Source organism: Corynebacterium halotolerans (genome assembly GCF_050107895.1).
In the GTDB taxonomy this organism is placed as follows: Bacteria; Actinomycetota; Actinomycetes; order Mycobacteriales; family Mycobacteriaceae; genus Corynebacterium; species Corynebacterium halotolerans_B.
The window spans coordinates 34,393-57,167 of record NZ_JBNILW010000012.1 but is presented as its reverse complement, the minus strand read 5'-3'; the positions used below and the strand labels follow the sequence as shown (position 1 = coordinate 57,167).

The following is a 22,775-nucleotide window of genomic DNA, read 5'->3' as shown; positions in this document are numbered from 1 at the left end:
TGGCCGCCGGGCGGGGTGTCGGGTGGGAAACTAGTTCCGGAGCATCTCTGCGACCAGGAAGGCCAGCTCGAGGGACTGCTGGGTGTTCAGCCGCGGATCCACCGCGGACTCGTAGCGTCCCGGCAGGTCGACGTCGGTGATGTCCTCGGCGCCGCCCAGGCACTCGGTGACATCTTCACCGGTCAGTTCGATGTGCAGACCGCCGGGGTGGGTGCCCAGCGCCCGGTGGACCTCGAAGAAGCCCTGGACCTCATCGATGATCTTGTCGAAGTGACGGGTCTTGTAGCCGTTGGATGCGGTGTAGGTGTTGCCGTGCATCGGGTCGCACTGCCAGACAACCTTGTGACCGGCCTCCTCCACTGCACTGACCACGCCCGGCAGAACGTCGCGGACCTTCCCGTAGCCCATGCGGGAAATGAAGGTCAGCCGGCCGGGCTCACGGTTCGGGTCGAGCTTGGCGGCGTAGGCCACCGCCTCGTCCGGAGTGATCGTGGGACCGATCTTGATGCCCACGGGGTTCGCGACCATGGCGGCGAAGTTGACGTGGAAGTCATCCAGGCCACGGGTACGCTCCCCGATCCACAGCTGGTGGGCGGAGAGATCGTAGATCTTCGTCTCGTCGTTCTCGTCCTTGGCCAGACGCAGCATGGCGCGCTCATAGTCGACCAGCAGCGCCTCGTGGGAGCAGTAGACGTTGGCGGCACGCAGGGAGTCGTCGTGGACCCGGCAGGCCTTCATGAAGTCCAGGCCGCGCTCGATCTCCTTGGACAGGGCCTCGTAGCGGGCACCGGCCGGGGACTTGGCCACGAACTGCCGGTTCCACTCGGTGATGCGGTACAGGTCCGCGGTCCCCGAGGCGGTCAAGGCGCGCACCAGGTTCATGGCGGCCGAGGCGTTGGCGTAGGCGCGGATCATCCGGGCCGGGTCATGGCGGCGGGACTCCTCGGTCGGCTCGACGCCGTTGACGATGTCCCCGCGGTAGTTCAGCAGACCGTTCTCATCGCGGTCGGCCGAACGGGGCTTCGCGTACTGGCCCGCGATCCGGGCGAGCTTGACCACCGGCGTGGAGGCACCGTAGGTCAGCACCACGGCCATCTGCAGCAGGGTCTTGATGTTGGCGCGGATGTGCGGTTCCGTGTTGGACTCAAAGGTTTCGGCGCAGTCCCCGCCCTGGAGCAGGAACGCCTTGCCGTTCGCGACGTCGGCGAGCTGCTGCTTCAGCTCATAGACCTCGGGGGCCACGACCACCGGCGGCACCGACTCCAGGATCCGGCGGACATTGTCCGCCTGGGCTCGGTCCCAGGTGGGCTGCTGGAGCGCCTGTCGGGAACGGACGTCGTCCCAGACCTCGCGGATGCCCTCGGGCAACGGCGGCAGGTCAGGGAGCACTTCTTTGGGAATGTCTACTGTCCAACTCACAGTGTCATTAAAGCATGAGGTGAGCGCACTGCCCAGACGGGCGTAGCCGGAGTCACACCCGGCGGGCGTGTCACCGCCTGGGGCTGCGGCTTCGTTTCAGCGGCATGGCAGTCATGCAGACCTTGAATTTGGCGAGGTTGAAACGGGCGTCGACGAGCGCGTCATGGACCCCGGCAGGAGCCGCGGGGAGCGGCGGGCGTCCCGCCATCTCCCAGTACTGCTTGAGCTCACGGGTGAAGCGCGGCAACTGCTTCGGGAGCCCGGTCATGTCGCCGTAGAGCTGGGCGAGCACCACATGGTCATAAGCGCCGACCCAGGCCCAGAGCTCTGGCCGCCCCTTACTGCTGGTGAGAAACGCCAGCACTTCCCGGCGGATGGTCTCCTTGCTCTTCCAGGCCTGGTCACCGGGGTTCGGCAACTGCGAGAGCACGTTCTCGCGGACGAACTGGTTGGCCTTGGTGGCGTCGAAGTCAGTGGAAACCGCGTAGTATTCCCGGCCGTCCTCGGCGACAATCCCGATGGACACCAGATCGATGGTGTTGCCGTCCTCAATGAACTCGGTGTCGTAGAAATAACGCACGCCGGCGTCTCGTCCTTCCCGCTTCCCCGACCGGTCGACGCAGGCTGCGCCGAGGTCCTGCCCCGCTTAAGCCTAGTCCCCCTGGCCGTTGTCCGAACGCGAGGGGTTACCCGCGTGCGCGACGGGACCCCGCCGCCCCGGTGCCGAGGTGCGGCGACCGAAAGGAATGAACAGAACAGCGGCGACGGCGAGCACGATGATCGGCGCGATCGCTTCCCGGTGAAAATCGAACGCCGCGATCAGAACATAGCCCAACACCAGCCCGACGACGATCAGGAGTTTGGTCAGTGTCCGCCGGTCCATGGCTTTAAGGTCCCCCTACTGGTGGTTGGTGCAGTAACTCCTGACTCTACTCCCCCGCCACAACCCGCTCATCGACGCCCGGAGGTCCTGGGAAGCTCCGGCTGTGCCGACTCGTTCGGTGCCACAGCTTCCCGGTGCCCGCCCGTGGTTCGGCGCGTGCCCTGATTGGCGGCGAATTGCACCCGGGAGAGCAGGCGGTCGATGCGCGGCGGAGCCAGTGTCCACTTCAGCACCGGCACTTTCATGAGGTAGAAGAACAGCAGGCCACCGACAGCGGAGATCAGCAGCGTCACCACCAGCCAGGTAGAGGTGCGGGACCAGAAGTTGTCCGCGCCGATCTCGATGTTCCACTCGTCCGCACGCACGTTGTAGTGGTAGAGCACCGTCAACGCAATCGGGTGGCCGAGGTAGATCGGCAGGGTGTTGCGGCCGAGTGACTGCAGCACCCCGGAGACGACCGGGACCTTGGCCAACAGCACCGCCCCGATGATCGCGGCCGGCAGCATCAACAGATGCACACTCATGTTGACCACCAGCTGCAGGTCCTGCGGAGAGACCAGCGGCCCCAACAGCTGCATCGCCTGCTCCACGGTTCCGCTCGGAGCCAGCAGAAAAATAGCCTGCATCCCGAATCCCGCGACATAGAGCCCGGCGCCCACGACCACCTGCCGAGGCTGCAGCGCGTTACGGGAAAACGCGTCGATGAAGGAACGGAGCCGGGCGCCGAGGATGAATACCGGAAGGTACATCACGGCCTTGCCGATCATGTGTTGGTCACCGGCCCAGGGCAGCAGGAGCAGCGGGGTGAAGGCCACAGCGATCCCGGCCCAAGTGGGCAGCTTGCGGGTGGCCCACAGGATGAAGCTGAACAGCGCGAGCGCATAGAGGAACCAGGCCATGTTCCGCGCCTCGATCAGGTGCATGAGGTAGACCGCGGGATCGGGCATCGGGGTGTCGTGGAACATGTTGTACTCGCGGAACTTGAACCACAGTTCAACGGGTACCCAGATCGTGTACGGCACCAGGAAGAACCACAGTCGTTTGGTCAGCAGGTCCAGGAAGGAATACCGCAGCAGCTTGAGCGAGAAGAAACCACTCACCAGAAAAAACAGCGGCATCCGCAGCGGATCCAGGATGTGGTTGATCCCAGCGGCCAGGGTGTCCATACCCTGGGGCACGGCCAGACACACATGCAGCAGCACGACGCCGATGATGGAGACACCCTTGGCCACGTCCGGCCAGGCCAGCCGTTGCGATGCGGTGTCGGTGCCTGCGGGCATGGGACTCCTTAGTACTTCATCCGGCCCACTGCACTACTCGTTCCAACGGATCCGGCACCCCAAAAACTGAGGACATCTTAAAAGCGTACATTCTCATCTTAGGGGCTGTGTCAATTTTCTTTTATCGTCCGCAGCCTCAGGTCCCGGCGTTGGGCTGGTCCCCGGAGAGCTTCCCTGCCGCATCGACATCTTCCCTGCGGGCGATTCCCGCCGTGGCTTCTGATCAACGACTATCAGGTTGCCCGGCACCCCGTTCCTCTCCCACAACCCTCCCACCGGGCGAGTCATTCCCCACTGTCCTCCGGTGGAACTGACCGGGAGGCCTCAGTCAGCGGTCAAGCCACTCCTCGCTGAGGGTGGCCGGGACGATGAGCAGCCAGAATACGTTGAGTCAGAAGGTCGCCAAGCTTTCCGTCACCGGAAGGGTGAGCCAGGCAGGGCCGCCACCAGGAAGATCTCCGGGAGAAACCAGGTTGGGCGGCTGCGACGTTTCCACACGCCTCACCAGAGCCACGGTTATCACCACGGCCAGGAGCCGCAGAACCGGTAGTCACGAGATCCCAGATCACATGCGTCACCCGCCGTGTCCGCCGAGGCCACGGTGATCCCGCGAACAAGCCATTCGCGCCCGCCAGGTGCTGCGGGGTCAGTCAAGTTCCGCGCCGGCCGGATAGCCGTGACCGGCTGCCAGGGATTTCTTGACCTCGGAGGCATAGACATCGACATAAGGTGCTCCCACCAGGTCCGCCAGCACCCCCATGAGATGGTCGGTGAGGGCTCGCGGTGCCTCCCGGTCAGTGGGTTCCATTCCCTGGGAACGCACGTAAGCGATCGGATCGATCAATTCGCCGACCTTCATCCGGACCTTCACGGGACGCAGGAGCCAGGTACCGATGGGGTTGGCCTTGCGCGACCCGATCATGCCGACCGGCAGAATCGGCTCACCGGTGGCCAACGCCACCCGGGCGGCTCCGGTGCGGCCGCGGTAGACCCGACCATCGGGAGAACGCGTCCCCTCCGGGTAGATTCCGAACATCCCGCCCTTTCCCAGCACCTTCCGGGCGGCGTGCAACATCGACTGACCGGCGTCTGCGGCCTCCCGGTCGATCGGTACCTGGTTGACGGCGTGGAAGAACCAGCGCTGCACCGCCCCGACCACACCACTGCCGGTGAAGTACTCCTGCTTGGCGGGGAAGACCATCTGGCGGGGGCACATCAGCGGAAAATAGAAGGAGTCCATGACGGACTGGTGGGAGGAGGCCATGATTACCGGGCCGTCAGCGGGAATATTCTCCAGCCCCTCGATCTCCGGTCGGTTCCAGACCCGCAGAAACGGACCGATCAGGACGTGTTTGAAGATCGAGTACCACTTGTTCTGCATGTCATGTCCTTTGAATCACGGAAATGGGAGAGGAAAGCTCAGGGCTGGGAGATGGTCAGCTGGTGACCATCTGCCGGGCCAGATCGGCCACGCCAATCATACCTGCGTCCCCGCCCAGCTCAGCGGTACCGACGCGGGCGAGCGGCCGGTGACCGGCACCGACGACACGGTCGGCGTGCCGCCGGGATGCCTCCGGGAGGAAATCGCCGGAATCCCGGGAGACTCCCCCACCGATGACGATCAGCTCGGGGTCCAGCACATCTGAGGCGATCGCCAGGGCTTCGCCGAGCCAGTGGGTGAACGAGTCCAGGGCAGCACGCGCCAACTCATCGCCGGAGCGGGCGGCGTCGAAGATCTGTTGTCCGCTGATGCCCGCAGCGTGACTGGCCAACCGTGCCGTCAGCGGGGTGTCCGGCCACCGCCGCGAGGCAAAAAGTTCCGCGGTGGTGGTCACCAGGGCGGTGCCGGAGCAGTAGCGTTCCAGGCAGCCGCGCTTGCCGCACGGGCAGGGCCGCCCGTTGGGGACCACCGGCAGATGGCCGAATTCGGGAGCAGTTCCAAAGGCGCCCCGATAGATTTCCCCGCCCGTCATCAAAGCGGCCCCGATTCCGGTGCCGATGGCCAGCAGCACCCAGTTGTCGGCGCCGCGGGCTGCGCCGAACCGGTACTCCCCCCAAGCGGCGGAGTTGGCGTCGTGTTCCAGCCGCACCGGAAGTTCCAGCAGTCCACTGAGAATCCGCCGCACGGGCGCATCGCGCCATGGCAGGTGCGGTGCGAACCGAACAATCTCACCTGCCGGATCCAGAAATCCGGCGACGGACAGTCCGACCGCTTCGATGTGATGGTCTGTGCGCAGATCCGCCACCAGCCGGGCGATGCCCAGTTCCAGCTCGGTGATCGTCCGGGGGGTGGGGATGGAACGGGCATCCACGATCTGACCGGTCTCGGTCACCACTCCGGCCCGGAGGTTGGTGCCGCCGATGTCGAATCCAACCGTGTGCGCGGTCGGGAACAGGGACATACGGCCGCCTCAATCTGTGCAGGGTGTCGGGAAAACGGGAAAGAATACCCTAAAAGTATAGCGATGGACACGGAGCAAGTGACAACGCACTCCTCATCCAGCCAGAATCTGCCGCAACCGGGCCCCCATGATCTCCCAGGTCCAGCATTCTTCCACGTGCCGACGTCCCCTGCTCCCCCACCGGGCGCGAAGCTCCGGGTCGGCGAGCAACCGGCTGAGCGCGGCAACCAGACCCGCTCCATCGCGCCCGCTGACCACGACACCACAATCCGGCACCACCGTCTCCGGAGCACCGCCGGAATCACCGGCGATCACCGGCAGGCCGCAGGACTGCGCCTCCAGATAGACGATGCCGAGCCCCTCGACGTCGAGGCCACCCCCGCGGGTGCGAGCCGGCATGGCGAAAATATCGCTGGCGGCCAGCAGGGAAACCATGCGGTCATGGTCGACCTTGCCAGTGAACCGGACTGCCCGTCCCACCGGAGCCGCCAGCTTTTCCAGGGCACGGCGGTACGGACCATCGCCGACGATGACCAGCAACGCCTCCGGGTGTTCCTTGAGCACTGCCGGCATGGCCCGGATCAACTGATCCTGCCCCTTCCGGGGGACCAGGCGGGAAATGCAGGTGATCACCGGTGCCTTCCCCCACCCCTCAGCATGGCGGGTGACTGCCCTTTCCTCGGCACCGGCAGGAATGAAGACCCCCGTATCCACACCCGAGGGCAAGTGGCGAAACTCGGGGTGAGGGCCGAACGCCGAGCGGAAACGCCCGAGAGTGTAATCGGAAATGTAGGTGACCACGTCACTGGCGTCACCGATGCGCCGGAGCACCTGCCGCGCGAAGGGCAGCATCGACCAGCCGACTTCGTGTCCGTGAGTGGTGGCGACGATCCTCGAAGCACCTGCCTTCCGGGCCCGTCGGGCCATCAGAGCCAAGGGTGCGGCGGCCCCGAACCAGACCGTGTCGATCTTTTCCGCAACGATGATGTTCGCCATGGCTTCGGCGGTGGCAGGAGTAGGCAGCATGATCCTGTGTGGCCAGCGGTGCACGCGGAACGGAAGACCACGATCATGGTCTCTGGCCGCCGCCTGGTCCTGGGTAGAAGCGAAGACCACCACGTCTTCAGGATTCAACGTCCGGAGGAAATCGCGCAGATATGACTGGATGCCACCGATGGTCGGCGGGAAATCATTGGTCACCAGAAGTGTTCGGCCCATGGACCACCAGCCTAGTAGGGCGGTGACCGGGCCCGGGGGCCGCCATCCGGTAGCAGGGCGCGGCAACGCTGGCTGAACGCTACAGCGGCACAACAGAGGAGCTCGGAAAGCTCCCGCGAAAAACCACCCCGCAGGTGCACGATGCCCTGCGAGGTGGTGTCGTTGCGCTCCAGTTCACGGAGCGACGCTCTGTCCGCTAACGCTTAGAAGCGGAAGACCGAATGAATCGGCATGTAGTTGACCGGACGCTCGGTGACGGTGGACCCGGAGTTCAGGGCATCGATCATCATGCCGTTACCGGCGTAGATCGCCACGTGGGAGGCACCGCCGTAGTAGGCGATGATGTCACCGGGCTGCATCTCGCTCTGGGAGACCTGGGTGCCCTGGGCCGCCTGGGCCTGGGAGGTGCGCGGGATGGCCTTGCCGACCTGCTGGTAGGCCCAGGAGGTCAGGCCGGAGCAGTCGAAGGAGCTCGGGCCGGTGGCACCCCAGCCGTAGGGGGAACCGATCTTCGAGCGCGCGGCGTCGACGATGGCCTGGCCGGTGTTCGAGGCCGGGGCGGCCTCCGCCACGGCCGTCTGGGCGGCCGGGGCAGCAGCTGGGGCGGGGTTGCCGTAGTTGGTGTTGGCGGCCTGCTGCGCGATGAACTCCTGAGCGCCCGGGACACTCTCGATGCCCGGAAGGTTCTGCAGTGCTGCAACACCCTGCTTCTGCAGTCCCTCAATGTCCATCTGGCTCGAACCGGCGGCGGTGGCCGGCAGCTCGACGGCATTGGCCGGAGCGACGGCCAGAGTGGAGGCGCCGACGGCGAGTGCCGAGGCTGTCGCGACACGGCGGATGGTGGTGAGGTTCTGGCGGCGGTGCTTACCCACGAATTAACTCCAAATTCTTCCTGTTTGCCTACCGGGTTAGCTGTCGGGTTGGGAAACGGAAGCTCCCCTCCACCATTCCGCGGACGTGTCGTGCGCTCTCCTGGTGAACTAACCCCAGATTCTCGGGTGGTTCCCCGGTTCCAAGCTCCGCCTATGGAAAACGGAGCAGGGATTCGGCATGTAATTTTCGGTCAGATCACGCGGGCGCCGGGGTCGGGGCTGGAAAGTCCCGCCCTCGGTGCCGCAATGTCTCGATCAGGTTACGAAACAACAACGAAGGATGTCCACTCCATGCCCCCTCGGACCGTCGTTATTGAAGCGTTACCAAAAATTGCACAACGTTCAACGCCTCTACCGACGCTGTGGCGCCGCGAAACCACCAAGGTCACGAAACCATCACTACCTGCACCATCGTCGGCAGAATGGGAATATTCGGAAGCCATTCCGATCACCTGCCGAAGTGTCCGTTCGTGCCCGAATCGGTAGGTGTGATTATCCTCACGATTCGAACCCAGCAGCCCCAGTTTTCCCTCTGTCCCCACTCATCCCCTGAACGTCACCACGACACATTGCGCCTACGCGGTGGGCTGGTTAGGGACCGCCTGCATCACACTCTCATCACCCTGCCCCTCGGGAATATATGGAGTGAATCCTTCGTCCTCCCCTGTGGATTCCGGTAATCGCCCTGCGGGCAGCTCCCGCCCTGTGACAGAGATCTGAGCGCCGCCTCGGGTTCCAGGCCGTCAATTGGTCATGAAGCTGCGGCCGGGACACCTGAGTTGTGGACGTGTAGCTGGAGAGCCAAAAGATGGCGATCCAGCCTTCCTGGGCCACCCCGCCCAGTCACACCCGGCACCTAAACCAGATCTCTCCGGCCGGATCCCTGTCTGGCGGGAAGCTACGTGACGGGCGGTCCTGAGGATCAGGTGAGGTCCCGCTGCGGCTCTGGAGACACCTGGCCCGGAGACTCTGCCGCAGCGTCGTCGTGTCCCCGCACGGTGAATCGGCGATGCCCGGTACCTTGGCGTACCGGTGCCCCGCCTCCTCGTACACCTCTCCCCTCTCATAGCTTGCCGCCCAGTGCAGGAAGAGCGTCACACCTGTCGCCCTGTACATCCCGGCCAGACTCCCGTTAGAAGTACCGGTAGGCACAGTGGATCAGGCAGGCCACCGCCGTCGGATCCGGTCGTCCCCGGAAGAAACCACCGGACAGGGCCACCCTGGCCGCCGCAGCCGCTCAAGGCTGACGACCGCTCCAGGGATCCTGGCTGTCGGCACTGCTGAAGTTGGACTCGGGAGGAGATGAAACCGGCCCCAGCGGCCACCGCTGGAAACCTGGGCACATCCCGGACAGTAGCCGTCTCCAAGCTGCAACGTGCCCTGTGCCGGAACGTACGCGGCGTCTGCGGCCCCGACAGGCGAGGATAGAACGACCGGGGCCCGGCACCACATGGTGCCGGGCCCCGGTCGGAGACGCAGTTGTGCGGGTCGTGCTGAGACTAATCGATCAGACCGTCGCGACGGTCCTTTTCGCGCTGCACGTCCTGGATCTGCTGGAGGGTCTGTGCCTCCTCGCGGTGGTTATCGTGCTCGATGTCCGCAGCGCGCTCGGCGATGTCCCGGTCATCGGGGCTGAGGAAGCTGCCCCGCCCCGGGGAACCGGCGTAACCGAGCTGGTTCATCTGCTTCGGAACAATGGCACCGGCGTACTCGAGCGGGATCGGGTGTCCGTCCTCGTCCACCGGGCCGAGCGGCTGGTGGACCTCAATGAACGCACCGTTCGGCAGCTGCTTGATGACGCCGGTCTCGATTCCGTGCTCCAGCACCTCACGGTCAGAACGCTGCAGACCGATGCAGATGCGGTAGGTCATGAAGTACGCGATCGGAGGCAGAATGATGAGACCGATGCGACCGATCCAGGTCATGGCGTTCAGCGAGATCTGGAAGTAGTGGGCGAACAAGTCGTTACCACCAGACAGCGAAACCAGGAAGAAGAAGACGATGGCCATGGCGCCGAGTCCGGCGCGAACCGGAACGTCGCGCGGACGCTGCAGCAGGTTGTGGTGCGCGTCGTCGCCGGTGATCTTCTTCTCGATGAACGGGTAGGCCACGAGTAGGACGACCATGATCATCGCCGCCAGCATGACCCAGAAGGCGCCGGGGATCGTGTAGTTGCCCAGGTAGAGCTCCCATGCCGGCATGACACGGGCGAGGCCATCAGTCCACAGCATGTACCAGTCAGGCTGCGAACCGGACGAAACCTGCGAGGGGTTGTAGGGGCCGACGTTCCAGATGGCGTTGATGGTCGTGAGACCGGACATCAGAGCCAGTGCGCCAGCGACGAACAAGCCCATTGCCACTGCCTTGACACCGAAGAGCGGCAGAATTCTGATACCCACCACGTTGTTCTCTGTCCGCCCGGCACCCGGGAACTGGGTGTGCTTCTGGTACCAGACGAGCATCAGGTGAGCAGCGATCAGAGCCAGGATAATGCCCGGGAGAATAAGGACGTGGGCGATATAGAAACGGTCCAGCATAATCTCGGACGGGAAGTCTCCGCCGAAGATCAGCCAGTGCATCCAGGTGCCGATGATCGGCAGGCCCACGATGATGGCGGACATGATGCGCAGACCGGTGCCGGACAGCAGCTCATCCGGCAGGGAGTAACCCATGAAGCCCTCGACCATGCCCAGGAGAATCAGGACACAGCCGATGATCCAGTTCGCCTCGCGGGGGCGGCGGAAGGCACCGGTGAAGAAGATGCGGGCCATGTGCACGGCCATCGCGACCATGAACATCAGGGCGGCCCAGTGGTGCATCTGCCGGACGAAGAGACCACCGCGCACCTCGAAGGAGATGTTCAGCGCGGTCTCATAGGCCCGCGACATTTCCACGCCGTTGAGCGGAAGGTAGGCACCGTCATAGATGACCTTGGTGATTGACGGGTCGAAGAACAGCGCCAGGTACACGCCCGTCAGAATCAGGATGATGAAGCTGTAGAGCGCGATCTCACCGAGCATGAACGACCAGTGCGTCGGGAAGACCTTGTTGATCTGCGGGCGCAGCAGACCTGAGACCGTGAAACGGCTGTCAATGTTATTGCCCATTTGGGCGGCTTTATTACTCATTAAGACTTACGCTCCCAGAATGCCGGGCCGAGGCTCTCAACGAAGTTGCCTGCGGCGATGAGGTAGCCCTCTTCGTCAACGGTGATCGGCAGCTGCGGCAGCGCACGGGCGGCCGGGCCGAAGATCGGCTTGCCGTACTGCAGTGCGTCGAACTGCGACTGGTGACACGGGCAGAGGATACGGTTGGTCTGCTGCTCGTACAGCGAAGTCGGGCAACCGATGTGGGTGCAGATCTTCGAGTAGGCGTAGTAGTCGCCGTAGTGGAAGTCTTCCTGACCTTCGCGCTCGATGGCACGAGCGGCATCCTCGGAACGCAGGCGGATCAGCATGACCGCGTTTCGGGGGCCGTGGATCGAGTGCATGTGGTTCTCGTAGACATCGCGCTCAGCGTCGTAGAGGTCGCCGTCATTGACATCCTCGACGGGCAGCGGGAAAACGGTTTCCATGCCGCCGGCGTAAAGATCCTCCGGGCGCACGCGCACCAGGCGGGACAGGCCGACGGTGCTCCAGTGTGAGCCGGTTTCCGTGGTGTGGGACTCGGCGATCGCACCAGTGTCACGGGCCAGGTAGAGCTTGACGCCGTTGTTCTGGAGCGTCCAGCCGGAAGTCCACAAGGTACCGTCGCCCTGGATGCCGAGTTCACCGGCACGCCACGGGTTCTTGATCATGCCACCCAGTGGGGCGACGATGGCCAGACCGGCGAACAGGCCGGATACTCCGAGCAGGCCCTGGAGCATCTTGCGGCGACCCAGGGTGGAGGTCTTCCAGGAATCATTCAGCAGAGCGACGAGGGTACGTCGGTCCACTTCTTCGGAGGGTCCGTCATGACGACGCTGGACGGCGATTTCCTCGGGCAGGATCTTCTTGATGTAGATCACGACCGCAAAAGCCAGGGCCACAATGGCGATACCCGAGGTCAACCCGAGCATCGGGGTGTACAACGTGTACCAGAACAGGCCTTCCTCACCGTGGGCCTTGTACTCCCACGGCCAGAACAGGTAGGTGGCGAGGAACCCGATACCGGCGATGATGGAGATGGCGAGCCAGATGCCCACGGTGCGGGCGGCGCGCTTTTCCGCCGGATCGTTGGCGATCGGGAAGCGTTCCTTGCGGTAGGCGATGGTGACGCCATCGAGCTCGGTACCCAGCCGGGCGAGCTCCTCGTTGCTCATGGAGCGCAGCTCCTGAGCCGTGTAATCCTTCTTCACTTCGTTACTCATGAACGCGATCCAATCCACATAGCAGCGGCGATCAGCACAACGATGCCGACGATCCACATGAACATGCCCTCAGTCACCGGGCCGAGTCCACCGAGGCTCCAGCCACTCGGACTGGGGCTCTCGCCTGCGGACTTGATGTAGGCGATGATGTCCTTTTTCTCGTCAGCGGTCAGCTGGCGGTCGGAGAACTTCGGCATGTTCTGCGGGCCGGTGAGCATGGCCTGGTAGATCTCCTGCTCGTTCGCCGGGTCCAGGACCGGAGCGTACTTACCGGAGGACAGAGCACCACCGCGACCGGTGAAGTTGTGGCAGGACGCGCAGTTCAGGCGGAACAGGTCAGAACCGCGGGCAACGTCGGCGGGATCGATCTGACCGTTGTAGCTGGAGCCGCGGAGGGACTCCATGGCGATGGTGCCGTCCTCGTTGTAGACGATGCCGGGGCCGCCACCGTTGGCAGCGACATAGGCGGCCAGTGCCAGGGTCTGAGCCTCGGTGTAGCGGGGCGTCTTGCGCTCTGCCTGGGCGTCATTCTGGTACATCGGCATGCGGCCGGAGTGCACCTGGAAGTACACGGCACCTTCACCGACGCCGACCAGGGAGGGACCGCGGTCTTCAACGCCCTGGAGGTTGGCGCCATGGCACGTGATGCAGGCGACATCGTAAAGGTCCTTGCCCTCCTGGATCAGCGCCTGGTCATCCCGCTGGGCGGTGGCGACCTGGGCATCCGGGGTGAGTGCGGTGGCCAGAACGCCGGCACCGGTGAGGCCAAAGGTCAGCGCGAGAGCGCCGGCGGCAGTTCGCCGGACCTTGCGTCGCGTCTTGGCCTTCTTACCCGAGGCCACCGCAGTTGCGGCCGTCTCGGTTGAGTGAGGATTGGTTTCCATCATTTTCCTTTTAAGAGAACTCGTGAGCGGAAAGTGAAGGGCTGTAGGCCGAGCCAGCTCGGCGATCTACGGCCTACTGAATGAGGTAGATAATGGTGAAGACGCCGATCCAGATGACGTCCACGAAGTGCCAGTAGTAGGAGGTCACCATCGCAGCCGCCGCCTGTGCGGGCGTGAACTTGGCCTTACCGACTCGCAGCAGTACCACGATGAAGGCGATGATGCCGGCAGTCACGTGAGCCATGTGGAAACCGGTGATGATGTAGAACACCGATCCGAACACGCTGGACTGAATGGTCACACCCTGGTGGATCATCTCGTAGTACTCGAATGCGACGAGACCCAGGAAGATCACGCCGAGAGCGATGGTCACGAGGTACCACCGCCGCAGCTTGAAAACGTCACCCCTTTCAGCCGCAAAGACGCCGAACTGCGAGGTCACGGAAGACGTGATCAGGACAGCCGTAATGACGGCGCCATAGATCACGTTCAGATTGGCGGTCTGTTCCGCCCAGTCTCCCGACTGACCATTGGCCCGCGACGTGAAGTACATCGCGAACAGTCCGGCGAAGAACATCAATTCCTGAGACAGGAACACAATGGTGCCGACACTGACCATGTTTGGCCGGTTCAGTGCCGCAACACGTTGTGGTGCTGCCATACCTTGGTTTGAAACTGCGCTCGTCACGCCTACCAGTATGACGGTTTACTGAGCGTAAGTCACTTTGATTCCCCCGCCACGGGGGACAAGACTCAGACTTCACCTGCGGTTTTGGTGCCAATCTGAAAGTTCCGAAAATTTTCTGGAAACCCGGGAACTTTTCCACGGCCCCATCCGACCCGCTGTTTCCGCAGGTCACCACCCCGCCCCTGAGAGGCCCCCGAAAAGCCGAAATAGGTTCTCCCGCAGCTTACCCCAACACTCGGAGGGGATGTAATATTCGGCGGCCGCGACGTAGTTATCCAAATCACAGCCACTTTTTCGTTCACTTCCGCGCAGACCAACTTTCGGTTGACCCCTGTCAGTGGTTTCCGACTCAGCGCCATCGTTGTTCTCCATGCGCCCACGAGACCCTGGCCCGGACCACACCGCTTCGCATCCGGTGCCGAGAGGGTGCACAACGGCCCCCTCAGGCCCCGGGCCGCAAACGGGCTCCGCAGGACGGGCGGGGGATCATAGACCTCACGACCGCCCCCTGCTCCCCTGTTACGGCGGCCCGTGGCACCGACCCCGGAGCGTTCACGTTGCCCAACGACGTTTACCGGGATCCGGTCGCTCTGGACCGGCCCGCCAATCCGGACGGAGCGAAAGGACCAGGAACCGGCCTTGACCGGACAGGAAGCACTCTCTGCGCCGCAGGCAGTCGACGGCCGACTGTCTTCCTTCCCCCGGAGTCTCCCAGCGGCCACAGGTTCCCAGGGAGATACATGCGACAATTCCTGGGCTGAACCGAATTAGGCGGGTTACCGCCTCCTCCATCGAGCGGACGGCCCACACGGCAAAAGGCACTACCCCTCGGCGAGCTGGCGCGCACAATCACGCCCCTCCCCTGATTCTCCAGAGCCGTCCGGGAACGGCCGAGCCGGTACTCCGTAACTGTCATTTGCACGCGGCTTCCCAGTTCCGCGTGCCACTCCCCCACATGCGGAAACCGGGATTCCCCGAACATGATGTTCGGGGAATCCCGGTTTTCAGCGTACCTCCGTTTTAAGCCGGCAGGTCTAGTGTGCTTCCTTCGGCTGGCCGTACTGCAGGTTCAGCCCGGTGCAGGCGAGAATCAGCAGAACCGCGCCGAGAGCCATCAGCCAGTAGAGCCACAGGGCGATGCCCAGTGCCAGGAGCAGGATTGCACCTGACATTGCGGCCGGCCAGAGGGAGCCGGGGCTGAAGAAGCCCAGGACGCCAGCCTTGTCCTCGACCTCAGCCTCTTCCCAGTCTTCGGGGAGGATATCGCTGCGGCTGGCGGTGAAGTGCAGGTAGACGCCTAGGAAGATGGTCAGGCCGAAGCCGAGAACCAACCCGACGATTCCGGCCCACTCCGAGCCGACGAGGTATGCCTCGTCTTCCATGAAGGTGGTGCCGAAGATATAAACTAGGGCGATCACCAGCATGAAAGCTGAGAGGGCGTACATGATCTTGGCACTTGCGTTCATGGTGTTGCCTTACTCCTAGATCTTTAAACCTGCTCGTTCGGATCGAAGCTGTTGGCGCCGTTCGGCGTTGCGCGCTCCGAGTTGAACGGGTGAGTGGTCACTGCGTACGGGTCCTCACCGATGGCTTCGAGAGCCTGTGAGTTCGGGGCTTCCGGGTTCGCCTGACGGTACTCGAGGTAGTCCGTGAACGCCTCCGGGGAAACGACGCGGAGTTCGAAGTTCATCATGGCGTGGTAGGTACCGCACATCTCAGCACAACGGCCGACGAAGGCGCCCTCCTCCTCAATCGCCTCAACCTGGAAGGAACGCTGCTGCTGGTTGGTCTCCGGGTGCGCGAACGCGTCACGCTTAAAGAGGAACTCCGGAACCCAGAACGAGTGGGCGACGTCGCCGGAAGCCAGGTTGAACTGAATCGGGGTCTGCGACGGCAGAACCAGAACCGGAATCTCGTCGGTGGTGCCCAGCGTCTCGATCTCGTTGTAGTTGAGGTAGGACATATCGGACTTGGAGCGCCCGTGAATGGGGTTATCGCCGCTCGGGTTTTCGGCGGAAGCGTCGGCCTGGGCCTGGCGCTCCTCATCCACACCCACATAGTCCTGACCGTCAGAAGTCAGCGAACCGTCGATATTCGCGTAGCCGAACTTCCAGTTCCACTGGAAGGCCGTGACGTCGACCTCAACCTCAGGGTTCTTGTCGAGTGCGACGACCTTCTCCTGAGTCTGAACGGTGAAGAAGAAGATCACCATGACGATCAGAATCGGGACAATCGTCAGGACCAGCTCAAGGGGAACGTTGTACTGCAGCTGCTTCGGGAATTCACCGTCCCCGCGCTTCTCAGCCTTTTTGGCGTTCCACTTACCGAAGATGGCGTAGAGGAAGATCCCCCACATGATGATTCCGATGATCCAGGCCGCCACCCAGACCCACACCCAGAAGTTGCCCATGGCAGTCGCTTCCGGGGTGATGCCCTCCGGCCAACCCATGCGGAGGAAATTGAAGAATGCATTGTCCGGCGGGGCAACGTCACATGCCGCCATGGCGGCACCTGCCAGGCCGATAACGCCGGCGAGCGATGCCTTACGCCCGAAACCGCGCTTCTTTCGCTGATCCACGTGTGTCTGCCTTCCTGTCCACACTATTTCTTAGAACACGATGGTCCTGTCCTAACTAGGAAGGATAGCCGATCGCCGGAGTGAATCCATGCTGGGCCTTCCCGTTTCGTCAGTGAACAGCGAACCAGTGCCTTATAAAGCACTGAGGATGTTACAGCCAGCGGGGTTTTCTGGCGAATGAGACCCCCACCCGGGGCGTGATGTGAATTACACGCCATCATCCGAAGGATTGAACCCGTTTGACCTCCCCCATGGGTGGCCGCACTTGGGCGGCTGAGACGGCGACGTCACCCTTCCCGTCGGGTTACCGCGTGGCCGGTTACTCCACGGTGGCGTTGCCCCGTATCGTGTAGTGAGCAGAAATCCTGTCCGTGAATAATGAGGAGGACCACCGAGACCATGTGCGGGCTTCTTGGCATGCTGTCAACCAATGAGGATGCGGCATCGTACGTCGGTGCCGTGGAAAGGGCCCTGCCGTGCATGCGTCACCGTGGCCCCGATGAGGCCGGTTCCTGGCACGATGCGGACGCGGTGTTCGGCTTCAACCGGCTATCGATCATCGACCTGGAACATTCCCACCAGCCCCTGCGCTGGGGTCCCCCGGAGAACCCGGACCGCTACGCCCTGACGTTCAACGGTGAGATCTACAACTACCTGGAACTCCGGAAGGAGCTCCAGGCCGCCGGTCACGAGTTCCGCACCTCAGGAGATTCCGAGACCATCGTCGTCGGCTTCCACCACTGGGGCGAAGAGGTGGTGCAACACCTGCGGGGCATGTTCGGTTTCGCCATCTGGGACACCGAAGCACGCCGTCTCTTCCTGGCCCGGGACCAGTTCGGCATCAAGCCGCTGTTCTACGCCACCACGGACGCCGGCACTGTGTTCAGTTCTGAGAAGAAGACGATCCTGGAGATGGCTGAGGAGATTGGTCTAGGACTGGGCCTTGATCGGCGGGCTATTGAGCACTACGTCGATCTGCAGTACGTCCCGGAGCCGGAGAGCCTGCACGCCGGCATCCGTCGGTTGGAGTCCGGCTGCACCGCCTGGCTGGAGCCGGGCGGCGTCCTGGAGCAGAAGCGCTACTTCGCACCGCAGTTCAATGTTCAGCCGGTGGCGAAGGGAAGTGAGCAGGAACTCTTCGACCGCATCGCCGCCGCGCTGGAGGACAGCGTCGAAAAGCACATGCGCGCCGACGTCACCGTCGGCTCGTTTCTCTCCGGTGGCATCGATTCCACCGCGATCGCGGCCCTGGCCAAACGTCACAACCCGAACCTGCTGACCTTCACCACCGGTTTCGAGCGCGAGGGTTATTCCGAGGTCGATGTCGCGGCGGAATCGGCCGAAGCCATCGGGGTGGAGCACATCGTCAAGGTGGTCTCCCCCGAGGAGTACGCCGACGCCATCCCGAAAATCATGTGGTACCTGGACGACCCGGTCGCCGACCCCTCTCTCGTGCCGCTCTACTTTGTCGCGGCCGAAGCCCGGAAACACGTCAAGGTGGTGCTCTCCGGCGAGGGAGCTGACGAACTCTTCGGGGGATACACCATCTACAAGGAGCCGCTGTCCCTGGCGCCCTTTGAGAAAATCCCCTCCCCTCTCAGAAAGGGACTGCGGGCACTCGGCAAGTCGCTGCCGGAGGGAATGAAGGGAAAGTCGCTGCTGGACCGCGGAACCCAGACCATGGAGGAGCGCTACTACGGCAACGCGCGGTCCTTCAATTTCGAGCAGATGCAACGGGTGCTGCCCTGGGCCAGGCGCGAGTGGGACCACCGCGAGGTTACGGCCCCGATCTACGCCCGCTCCACCCACATGGATCCCGTGGCGCGGATGCAGCACCTGGATCTGTTCACCTGGATGCGCGGTGACATTCTGGTCAAGGCTGACAAGATCAACATGGCCAACTCCCTCGAACTGCGCGTGCCCTTCCTGGACAAGGAGGTGTTCCGCGTCGCGGAGACCATCCCGCATGACCTGAAGATCGCGAACGGCACCACGAAGTACGCCCTGCGGAAGGCACTGGAACAGATCGTTCCGCCGCATGTGCTGCACCGCAAGAAACTCGGATTTCCGGTGCCGATGCGCCACTGGCTCGCCGGTGACGAGCTCTTCGGCTGGGCACAGGATCAGATCAACGCTTCCCAGACCGACGACATCTTCAACAAGAAAGCCGTGCTCGAGATGCTGAAGGAGCACCGCGACGGGGTGTCCGATCACTCCCGCCGGCTGTGGACGGTGTTGGCTTTCATGGTCTGGCACGGCATTTTCGTGGAAAAGCGCATCGACCCCCGGATCGAGCAGCGGGACTACCCGGTCGAACTGTAGGTTCCCGGCCCGGCTCCACGCGCCGCGGGAGCGCTGCCCCGCGGCATCAGCAGGAGCCCGTATGAGTTCCGGCAGCACGAAGGCCCCGACACCCACACCAGGGTATCGGGGCCTTCGCCCGGACGGGACTACTTAGTTGAAGGAATCACCGCAGGCGCAGGAGCCGCCGGCGTTGGGATTGTCGATGGTGAAACCCTGCGACTCGATGGTGTCCGAGAAATCGATCTTCGCCCCGGCGAGGTATGGCACGCTCATCTTGTCCACTACCAGACGAATTCCGCCGATGACATCGGACTTATCGCCGTCCAGTTCGCGGTCATCGAAGTACAGCTGGTAGCGGAGACCGGCGCAGCCGCCTGGCTGCACGGCGATGCGCAGCGAGAGGTCGTCCCGGCCTTCCTGGTCGAGCAGGCTCTTGGCCTTCGCGGCCGCCGTCTCCGAGAGAACGACTCCGGTACTGGTGGAGGGAGCGGTCATGATGTGATCTCCTTGCCTTCCTAAAAACTTCTCTTAACGCCAGAAACTTCCATGACCCTGCGATCGAAGGGAAGCTCATGCTCTGTTGCCCCACCCTACTCCGCGATCTGCGGGAGGGGAACCACGACGGCCACCTGCGGCAGGCGGCCGATACTGCGGTCCATAACCTGTGCAACAACTCGACAGCTACCCTTATTCCCGTTTCCGAACTGGGGCTTGTAGCCTAAGAAGTGTGAAACTCCCCTGGCAGAAATCCGATGACAACACCGCAGCTGAGGCCCCGGCCGCCGAGGCAGGGAACGAGCTCGACAGCGCTCAGATGCCCGAAACCGAGGCAGAACCGCAGCGCAAGGGTTATACCCCGCCCAAGGGTCGTCCCACGCCGAAGCGCCGCGAGGTGGAGATCGAACGCGGCGTCATCCGTGCCTCGAGCCCCGGGCAGTCTCCGCAGGGCATCCGTGCGCGCCGTAAGGAGCTCAAGGCCTCCATGTCCAAGGAGGAATGGAAGCAGCACAAGAAGAAGGAACGCGAGGAGACCCGGCGCCAGCAGCGGGAGGCGCAGGCCCGCATGGACAGCGGTGAGGAAAAGTACCTCCTGCCCCGGGACCAGGGCCGTGAACGCCGGTTCATCCGCGACTGGGCGGACTCCCGCAGGTTCATCAACAATGCCGTGATGCCGGCTGCCCTGGTGCTCCTGGTGGTCCTCCTGATCGGGAACTGGGCACCTGAGTTCGCCAACCTGGTCTCGATGCTCGCCATGGTCCTGATCGTGGTCTTCGCCATCGAGGGTGTGCTACTCGGCCGCCGGGCCGCCAAGGCCACGCGCAAGAAGTTCCCGGACACCACCCTGGGCGGATTCACCATGGGCTTCTACGCCTATTCCCGGGTGACCCAGCCGCGTCGCTGGCGCACGCCGAAGCCCCAGGTGGAGCTGGGCGCCAACATCGGGGCGTAGTTTCCAGAGTTCCCAGGGTCCGGAAATTCCCGCCCCCTTCAGCCTCGACGTCCTCTGGTCGCCGGGCACCCGGGGCGGGTTTTTCATGTGCGGACTATTCTTGGGGAGTTGATAGTTTCCCCGTCCCCCAGGAGGCATTCCCATGGATCCGGCAGCCCTGTTCTCCCCAGTCAGTGAGCCTGACGCCGCCGCGCAGGCCGCGGCTGCCGAGCAATTGGGGCAATTGGCTGCCCGGCACGGCTCAGTGGGCCGGCTCGGGGAACTGGCCACCTGGTACGCAGCGTGCCGCGGTGACACCGTCCCCCCTACCCTGCAGCGGGCACGTCTGATCGTCTTCGCCGGTGATCACGGGGTCGCTGCCCGGGGTGTCGTCGCGGCTGATCCCGCGGAATCGGTGCGCCTCGCGCACGACCTCGAAGAAGGAGTGGGACCGATCAACGCCCTGGCCCGGACCTCGGGTGCCTCAGTGCGGGTGATCGATGTGTCACTGGACCACGAGGCCCCGGGTGAGGACCGGATCAGGCGCTCCTCCCCCAGCATGGACGTGGCAGACACCCTGACCGCTGAAGAACTGGAACGCGCCCTGATCGTCGGCAAGCGCATCGCGGACCAGGAGGTCGACTCCGGTGCGGACATCCTGCTTCCGGGCAGTCTCGGCGTTGGCGGGGAGATGGTGGCTGCGGCTATCGTCGGCGCCCTGACCCGGACGGAACCGGTCGCAGTGGTCGGGCCCGGCTATGATCTCGGTACCGAAATCTGGAAGCACCGTGTGGCCGTGATCCGGGACGCGATGTTTCGCGTGCGTACCAGCATCGATCAACCGCTGACGGTGTTGCAGGCCATCGGCTCCCCCGACATCGCCGGGCTGGTCGGATTCTGTGCACAGGCCGCGGTCCGCCGGACCCCGGTGCTTCTCGACGACCCGGTCACCGCAGCCGCAGCCCTTGTAGCGGACCGCCTGGCACCGGGTGCCCGGCTCTGGTTCCGCGCCGCTCAGCAGCGGCCGACCCCGGTCCACCACTGCGCGCTGCGGGACCTGGGACTCGAGCCGCTCATCGACCTCGGGGTCACGCTCGGCTCCGGCGCCGGGGCGCTCGCCGTCCTACCGGTTCTCGGTGCCGCGGTGGACCTGCTCCGGGACACCGCTGAGATAGCCCCGGGGAGTTAACGCGTACCGCTGTCCCCGCCACGGGTAATGCCCCGGTTCCCGGGTAATCGGGAATCGGGGCATTAACGATCCAACTCACGGGGAGTCAGTTGACCAGGGTATGCATCCAGCCGTGCTGATCGTCGACCGTTCCGCGCTGGATGCCGGTGAGGGTCTCGCGCAGCCGCATCGTGATCTCACCGGGTTCGTTGCCGTTGACCTCGAAGCTTCCCTGGTTGGACAGCACGGAACCGACCGGCGTGATGACGGCGGCGGTGCCGCAGGCGAATGCCTCCGTCATCGCACCGCTGGTGGCGTCCGCCTGCCATTCGGTGGTGCTGATCCGCCGCTCTCCGGTCCGGTATCCCAGATCGCGGGCCACCTGGAGCAGGGAGTCGCGGGTGATGCCCGGCAGCAACGAACCGGAGAGCGCAGGAGTGATCACCTCGGCATCGGCCCCCTCGCCGTAGACGAAGAAGAGGTTCATGCCGCCCATCTCCTCGATGTAGCGGCGCTCGATCGCGTCCAACCAAACGACCTGGTCGCAGCCCTTTTCTGCGGCTTGCTTCTGGGCCAGCAGGGAGGCCGCGTAGTTGCCGGCGAATTTGGCGTCACCGGTGCCACCCGGAGAGGCGCGCACATAATCCTCGCTGAGCCAGACGCTGACCGGTTTGACGCCACCGGTGAAGTAGGCGCCGGAGGGGGAGGCGATGACGATGAAACGGTAGGCGTCCGCCGGGCTGACGCCCAGGGAGACCTCGGTGGAGATCATGAAGGGGCGGATGTAGAGCGCGGCTTCTCCCCCAGCTGCCGGAACCCACGCGCGGTCGATGTCGACCAGCAGACGGATGGCTTCGATGAAATCCGTGACGGGAAGCTCCGGCATCGCCATCCGGCGGGCGGAGCGCTGCATGCGCTCGGCGTTCTGCTCCGGACGGAAGGTGGCGATGGCCCCGTCCGGCTGCCGGTAGGCTTTCAGCCCCTCGAAAATCGCTTGACCGTAGTGGAATACGGTCGTTGCCGGATCCATGGAGAGCGGAGCGTAAGGCTGCACCTGGGCGTTGTGCCAGCCGGCTTCCTCGGTCCAGTCAATCGTCACCATGTGGTCGGTGAAGTTCTTGCCGAACTGCGGGTTGGCAAGGATGTCCTTCAGGCGATCGGGTGACGTCGGGGTGTCGTTCTTGTTCACGGCGAAGTTCAGGGACGTCATACCCTTTGAATTTACACCCGGCGATTTCTCTCCTCACCTTCAGTCCCGGTCTGACCAGCCCGCATCCCGCCGTCCGCTGTTGTGGTTAAGCT

The 22,775-nt window shown here is 63.8% G+C and carries 19 protein-coding genes and 1 riboswitch; of the genes, 3 read left to right on the top strand and 16 right to left on the bottom strand.

The genetic code is table 11. The annotated features are described in order from the left end of the window. Positions 1-30 precede the first annotated feature (30 nt). The 14 genes from ACQCVD_RS11880 to ACQCVD_RS11815 form a co-directional block, all read right to left on the bottom strand. Positions 31-1,419, bottom strand: coding sequence for a class II 3-deoxy-7-phosphoheptulonate synthase (locus ACQCVD_RS11880; RefSeq protein WP_426823977.1), 1,389 nt, complete (start codon positions 1,417-1,419; stop codon positions 31-33). Positions 1,420-1,489: 70 nt separating this feature from the next. Next, complete coding sequence (locus tag ACQCVD_RS11875; RefSeq protein WP_426823976.1) at positions 1,490-1,999, bottom strand: polyadenylate-specific 3'-exoribonuclease AS; 510 nt, start codon at positions 1,997-1,999, stop codon at positions 1,490-1,492. 72 nt (positions 2,000-2,071) lie between these two features. Continuing rightward, positions 2,072-2,302 carry a hypothetical protein gene (locus ACQCVD_RS11870; protein WP_426823975.1) on the bottom strand — a complete coding sequence of 77 codons (231 nt, stop codon included), beginning with the start codon at positions 2,300-2,302 and terminating at the stop codon, positions 2,072-2,074. A gap of 68 nt (positions 2,303-2,370) precedes the next feature. Continuing rightward, positions 2,371-3,582, bottom strand: coding sequence for an acyltransferase family protein (locus tag ACQCVD_RS11865; RefSeq protein WP_426823974.1), 1,212 nt, complete (start codon positions 3,580-3,582; stop codon positions 2,371-2,373). 646 nt (positions 3,583-4,228) lie between these two features. Next, positions 4,229-4,963: a lysophospholipid acyltransferase family protein gene (locus ACQCVD_RS11860; RefSeq protein WP_426823973.1), complete on the bottom strand. Its 735-nt coding sequence runs from the start codon at positions 4,961-4,963 to the stop codon at positions 4,229-4,231. Positions 4,964-5,018: 55 nt separating this feature from the next. Then, entirely contained in the window at positions 5,019-5,984 is a 966-nt protein-coding gene (locus ACQCVD_RS11855; RefSeq protein ID WP_426823972.1) for an ROK family protein, read from the bottom strand. A 93-nt stretch (positions 5,985-6,077) separates the two neighbouring features. Then, a complete protein-coding gene (locus tag ACQCVD_RS11850; protein WP_426823971.1) occupies positions 6,078-7,202 on the bottom strand; it encodes a glycosyltransferase family 4 protein in 1,125 nt (374 codons plus the stop codon). A gap of 203 nt (positions 7,203-7,405) precedes the next feature. Continuing rightward, positions 7,406-8,074: a C40 family peptidase gene (locus ACQCVD_RS11845; protein WP_426823970.1), complete on the bottom strand. Its 669-nt coding sequence runs from the start codon at positions 8,072-8,074 to the stop codon at positions 7,406-7,408. 11 nt (positions 8,075-8,085) lie between these two features. Next, positions 8,086-8,263, bottom strand: a riboswitch (cyclic di-AMP (ydaO/yuaA leader). 1,310 nt (positions 8,264-9,573) lie between these two features. Continuing rightward, positions 9,574-11,202 (bottom strand): cytochrome b, encoded by a 1,629-nt coding sequence (locus tag ACQCVD_RS11840; protein ID WP_426823969.1) that lies wholly within the window; start codon positions 11,200-11,202, stop codon positions 9,574-9,576. Next, positions 11,202-12,422 carry a ubiquinol-cytochrome c reductase iron-sulfur subunit gene (locus ACQCVD_RS11835; protein ID WP_426823968.1) on the bottom strand — a complete coding sequence of 407 codons (1,221 nt, stop codon included), beginning with the start codon at positions 12,420-12,422 and terminating at the stop codon, positions 11,202-11,204. The genes ACQCVD_RS11840 and ACQCVD_RS11835 overlap by 1 nt, the downstream gene beginning before the upstream one ends. Next, entirely contained in the window at positions 12,419-13,309 is an 891-nt protein-coding gene (locus ACQCVD_RS11830; protein ID WP_426823967.1) for a c-type cytochrome, read from the bottom strand. The genes ACQCVD_RS11835 and ACQCVD_RS11830 overlap by 4 nt, the downstream gene beginning before the upstream one ends. Positions 13,310-13,379: 70 nt before the next feature. Continuing rightward, positions 13,380-13,994 (bottom strand): cytochrome c oxidase subunit 3, encoded by a 615-nt coding sequence (locus tag ACQCVD_RS11825; RefSeq protein ID WP_426823966.1) that lies wholly within the window; start codon positions 13,992-13,994, stop codon positions 13,380-13,382. A 1,034-nt stretch (positions 13,995-15,028) separates the two neighbouring features. Further along, on the bottom strand, positions 15,029-15,460 hold the full coding sequence (locus ACQCVD_RS11820; RefSeq protein ID WP_426823965.1) for a cytochrome c oxidase subunit 4: 432 nt from the start codon (positions 15,458-15,460) through the stop codon (positions 15,029-15,031). A gap of 23 nt (positions 15,461-15,483) precedes the next feature. Continuing rightward, positions 15,484-16,572 (bottom strand): cytochrome c oxidase subunit II, encoded by a 1,089-nt coding sequence (locus ACQCVD_RS11815; protein ID WP_426823964.1) that lies wholly within the window; start codon positions 16,570-16,572, stop codon positions 15,484-15,486. 399 nt (positions 16,573-16,971) lie between these two features. Here ACQCVD_RS11815 and asnB point away from each other — a divergent pair, with 399 nt between their 5' ends. Beyond that, entirely contained in the window at positions 16,972-18,894 is a 1,923-nt protein-coding gene (asnB, locus tag ACQCVD_RS11810; RefSeq protein WP_426823963.1) for an asparagine synthase (glutamine-hydrolyzing), read from the top strand. A gap of 132 nt (positions 18,895-19,026) precedes the next feature. Here asnB and ACQCVD_RS11805 read toward each other — a convergent pair whose 3' ends face one another. After that, complete coding sequence (locus ACQCVD_RS11805; protein ID WP_426823962.1) at positions 19,027-19,371, bottom strand: HesB/IscA family protein; 345 nt, start codon at positions 19,369-19,371, stop codon at positions 19,027-19,029. A gap of 232 nt (positions 19,372-19,603) precedes the next feature. Here ACQCVD_RS11805 and ACQCVD_RS11800 point away from each other — a divergent pair, with 232 nt between their 5' ends. Both ACQCVD_RS11800 and ACQCVD_RS11795 read left to right on the top strand, forming a co-directional pair. Next, a complete protein-coding gene (locus ACQCVD_RS11800; protein ID WP_426823961.1) occupies positions 19,604-20,326 on the top strand; it encodes a DUF3043 domain-containing protein in 723 nt (240 codons plus the stop codon). Between the two features lie 142 nt (positions 20,327-20,468). Continuing rightward, positions 20,469-21,494, top strand: a complete 1,026-nt coding sequence (locus ACQCVD_RS11795) for a nicotinate-nucleotide--dimethylbenzimidazole phosphoribosyltransferase (RefSeq protein ID WP_426823960.1) — start codon at positions 20,469-20,471, stop codon at positions 21,492-21,494. 85 nt (positions 21,495-21,579) lie between these two features. Here ACQCVD_RS11795 and ACQCVD_RS11790 read toward each other — a convergent pair whose 3' ends face one another. Beyond that, on the bottom strand, positions 21,580-22,683 hold the full coding sequence (locus ACQCVD_RS11790; protein WP_426823959.1) for a branched-chain amino acid aminotransferase: 1,104 nt from the start codon (positions 22,681-22,683) through the stop codon (positions 21,580-21,582). Positions 22,684-22,775 lie beyond the last annotated feature (92 nt).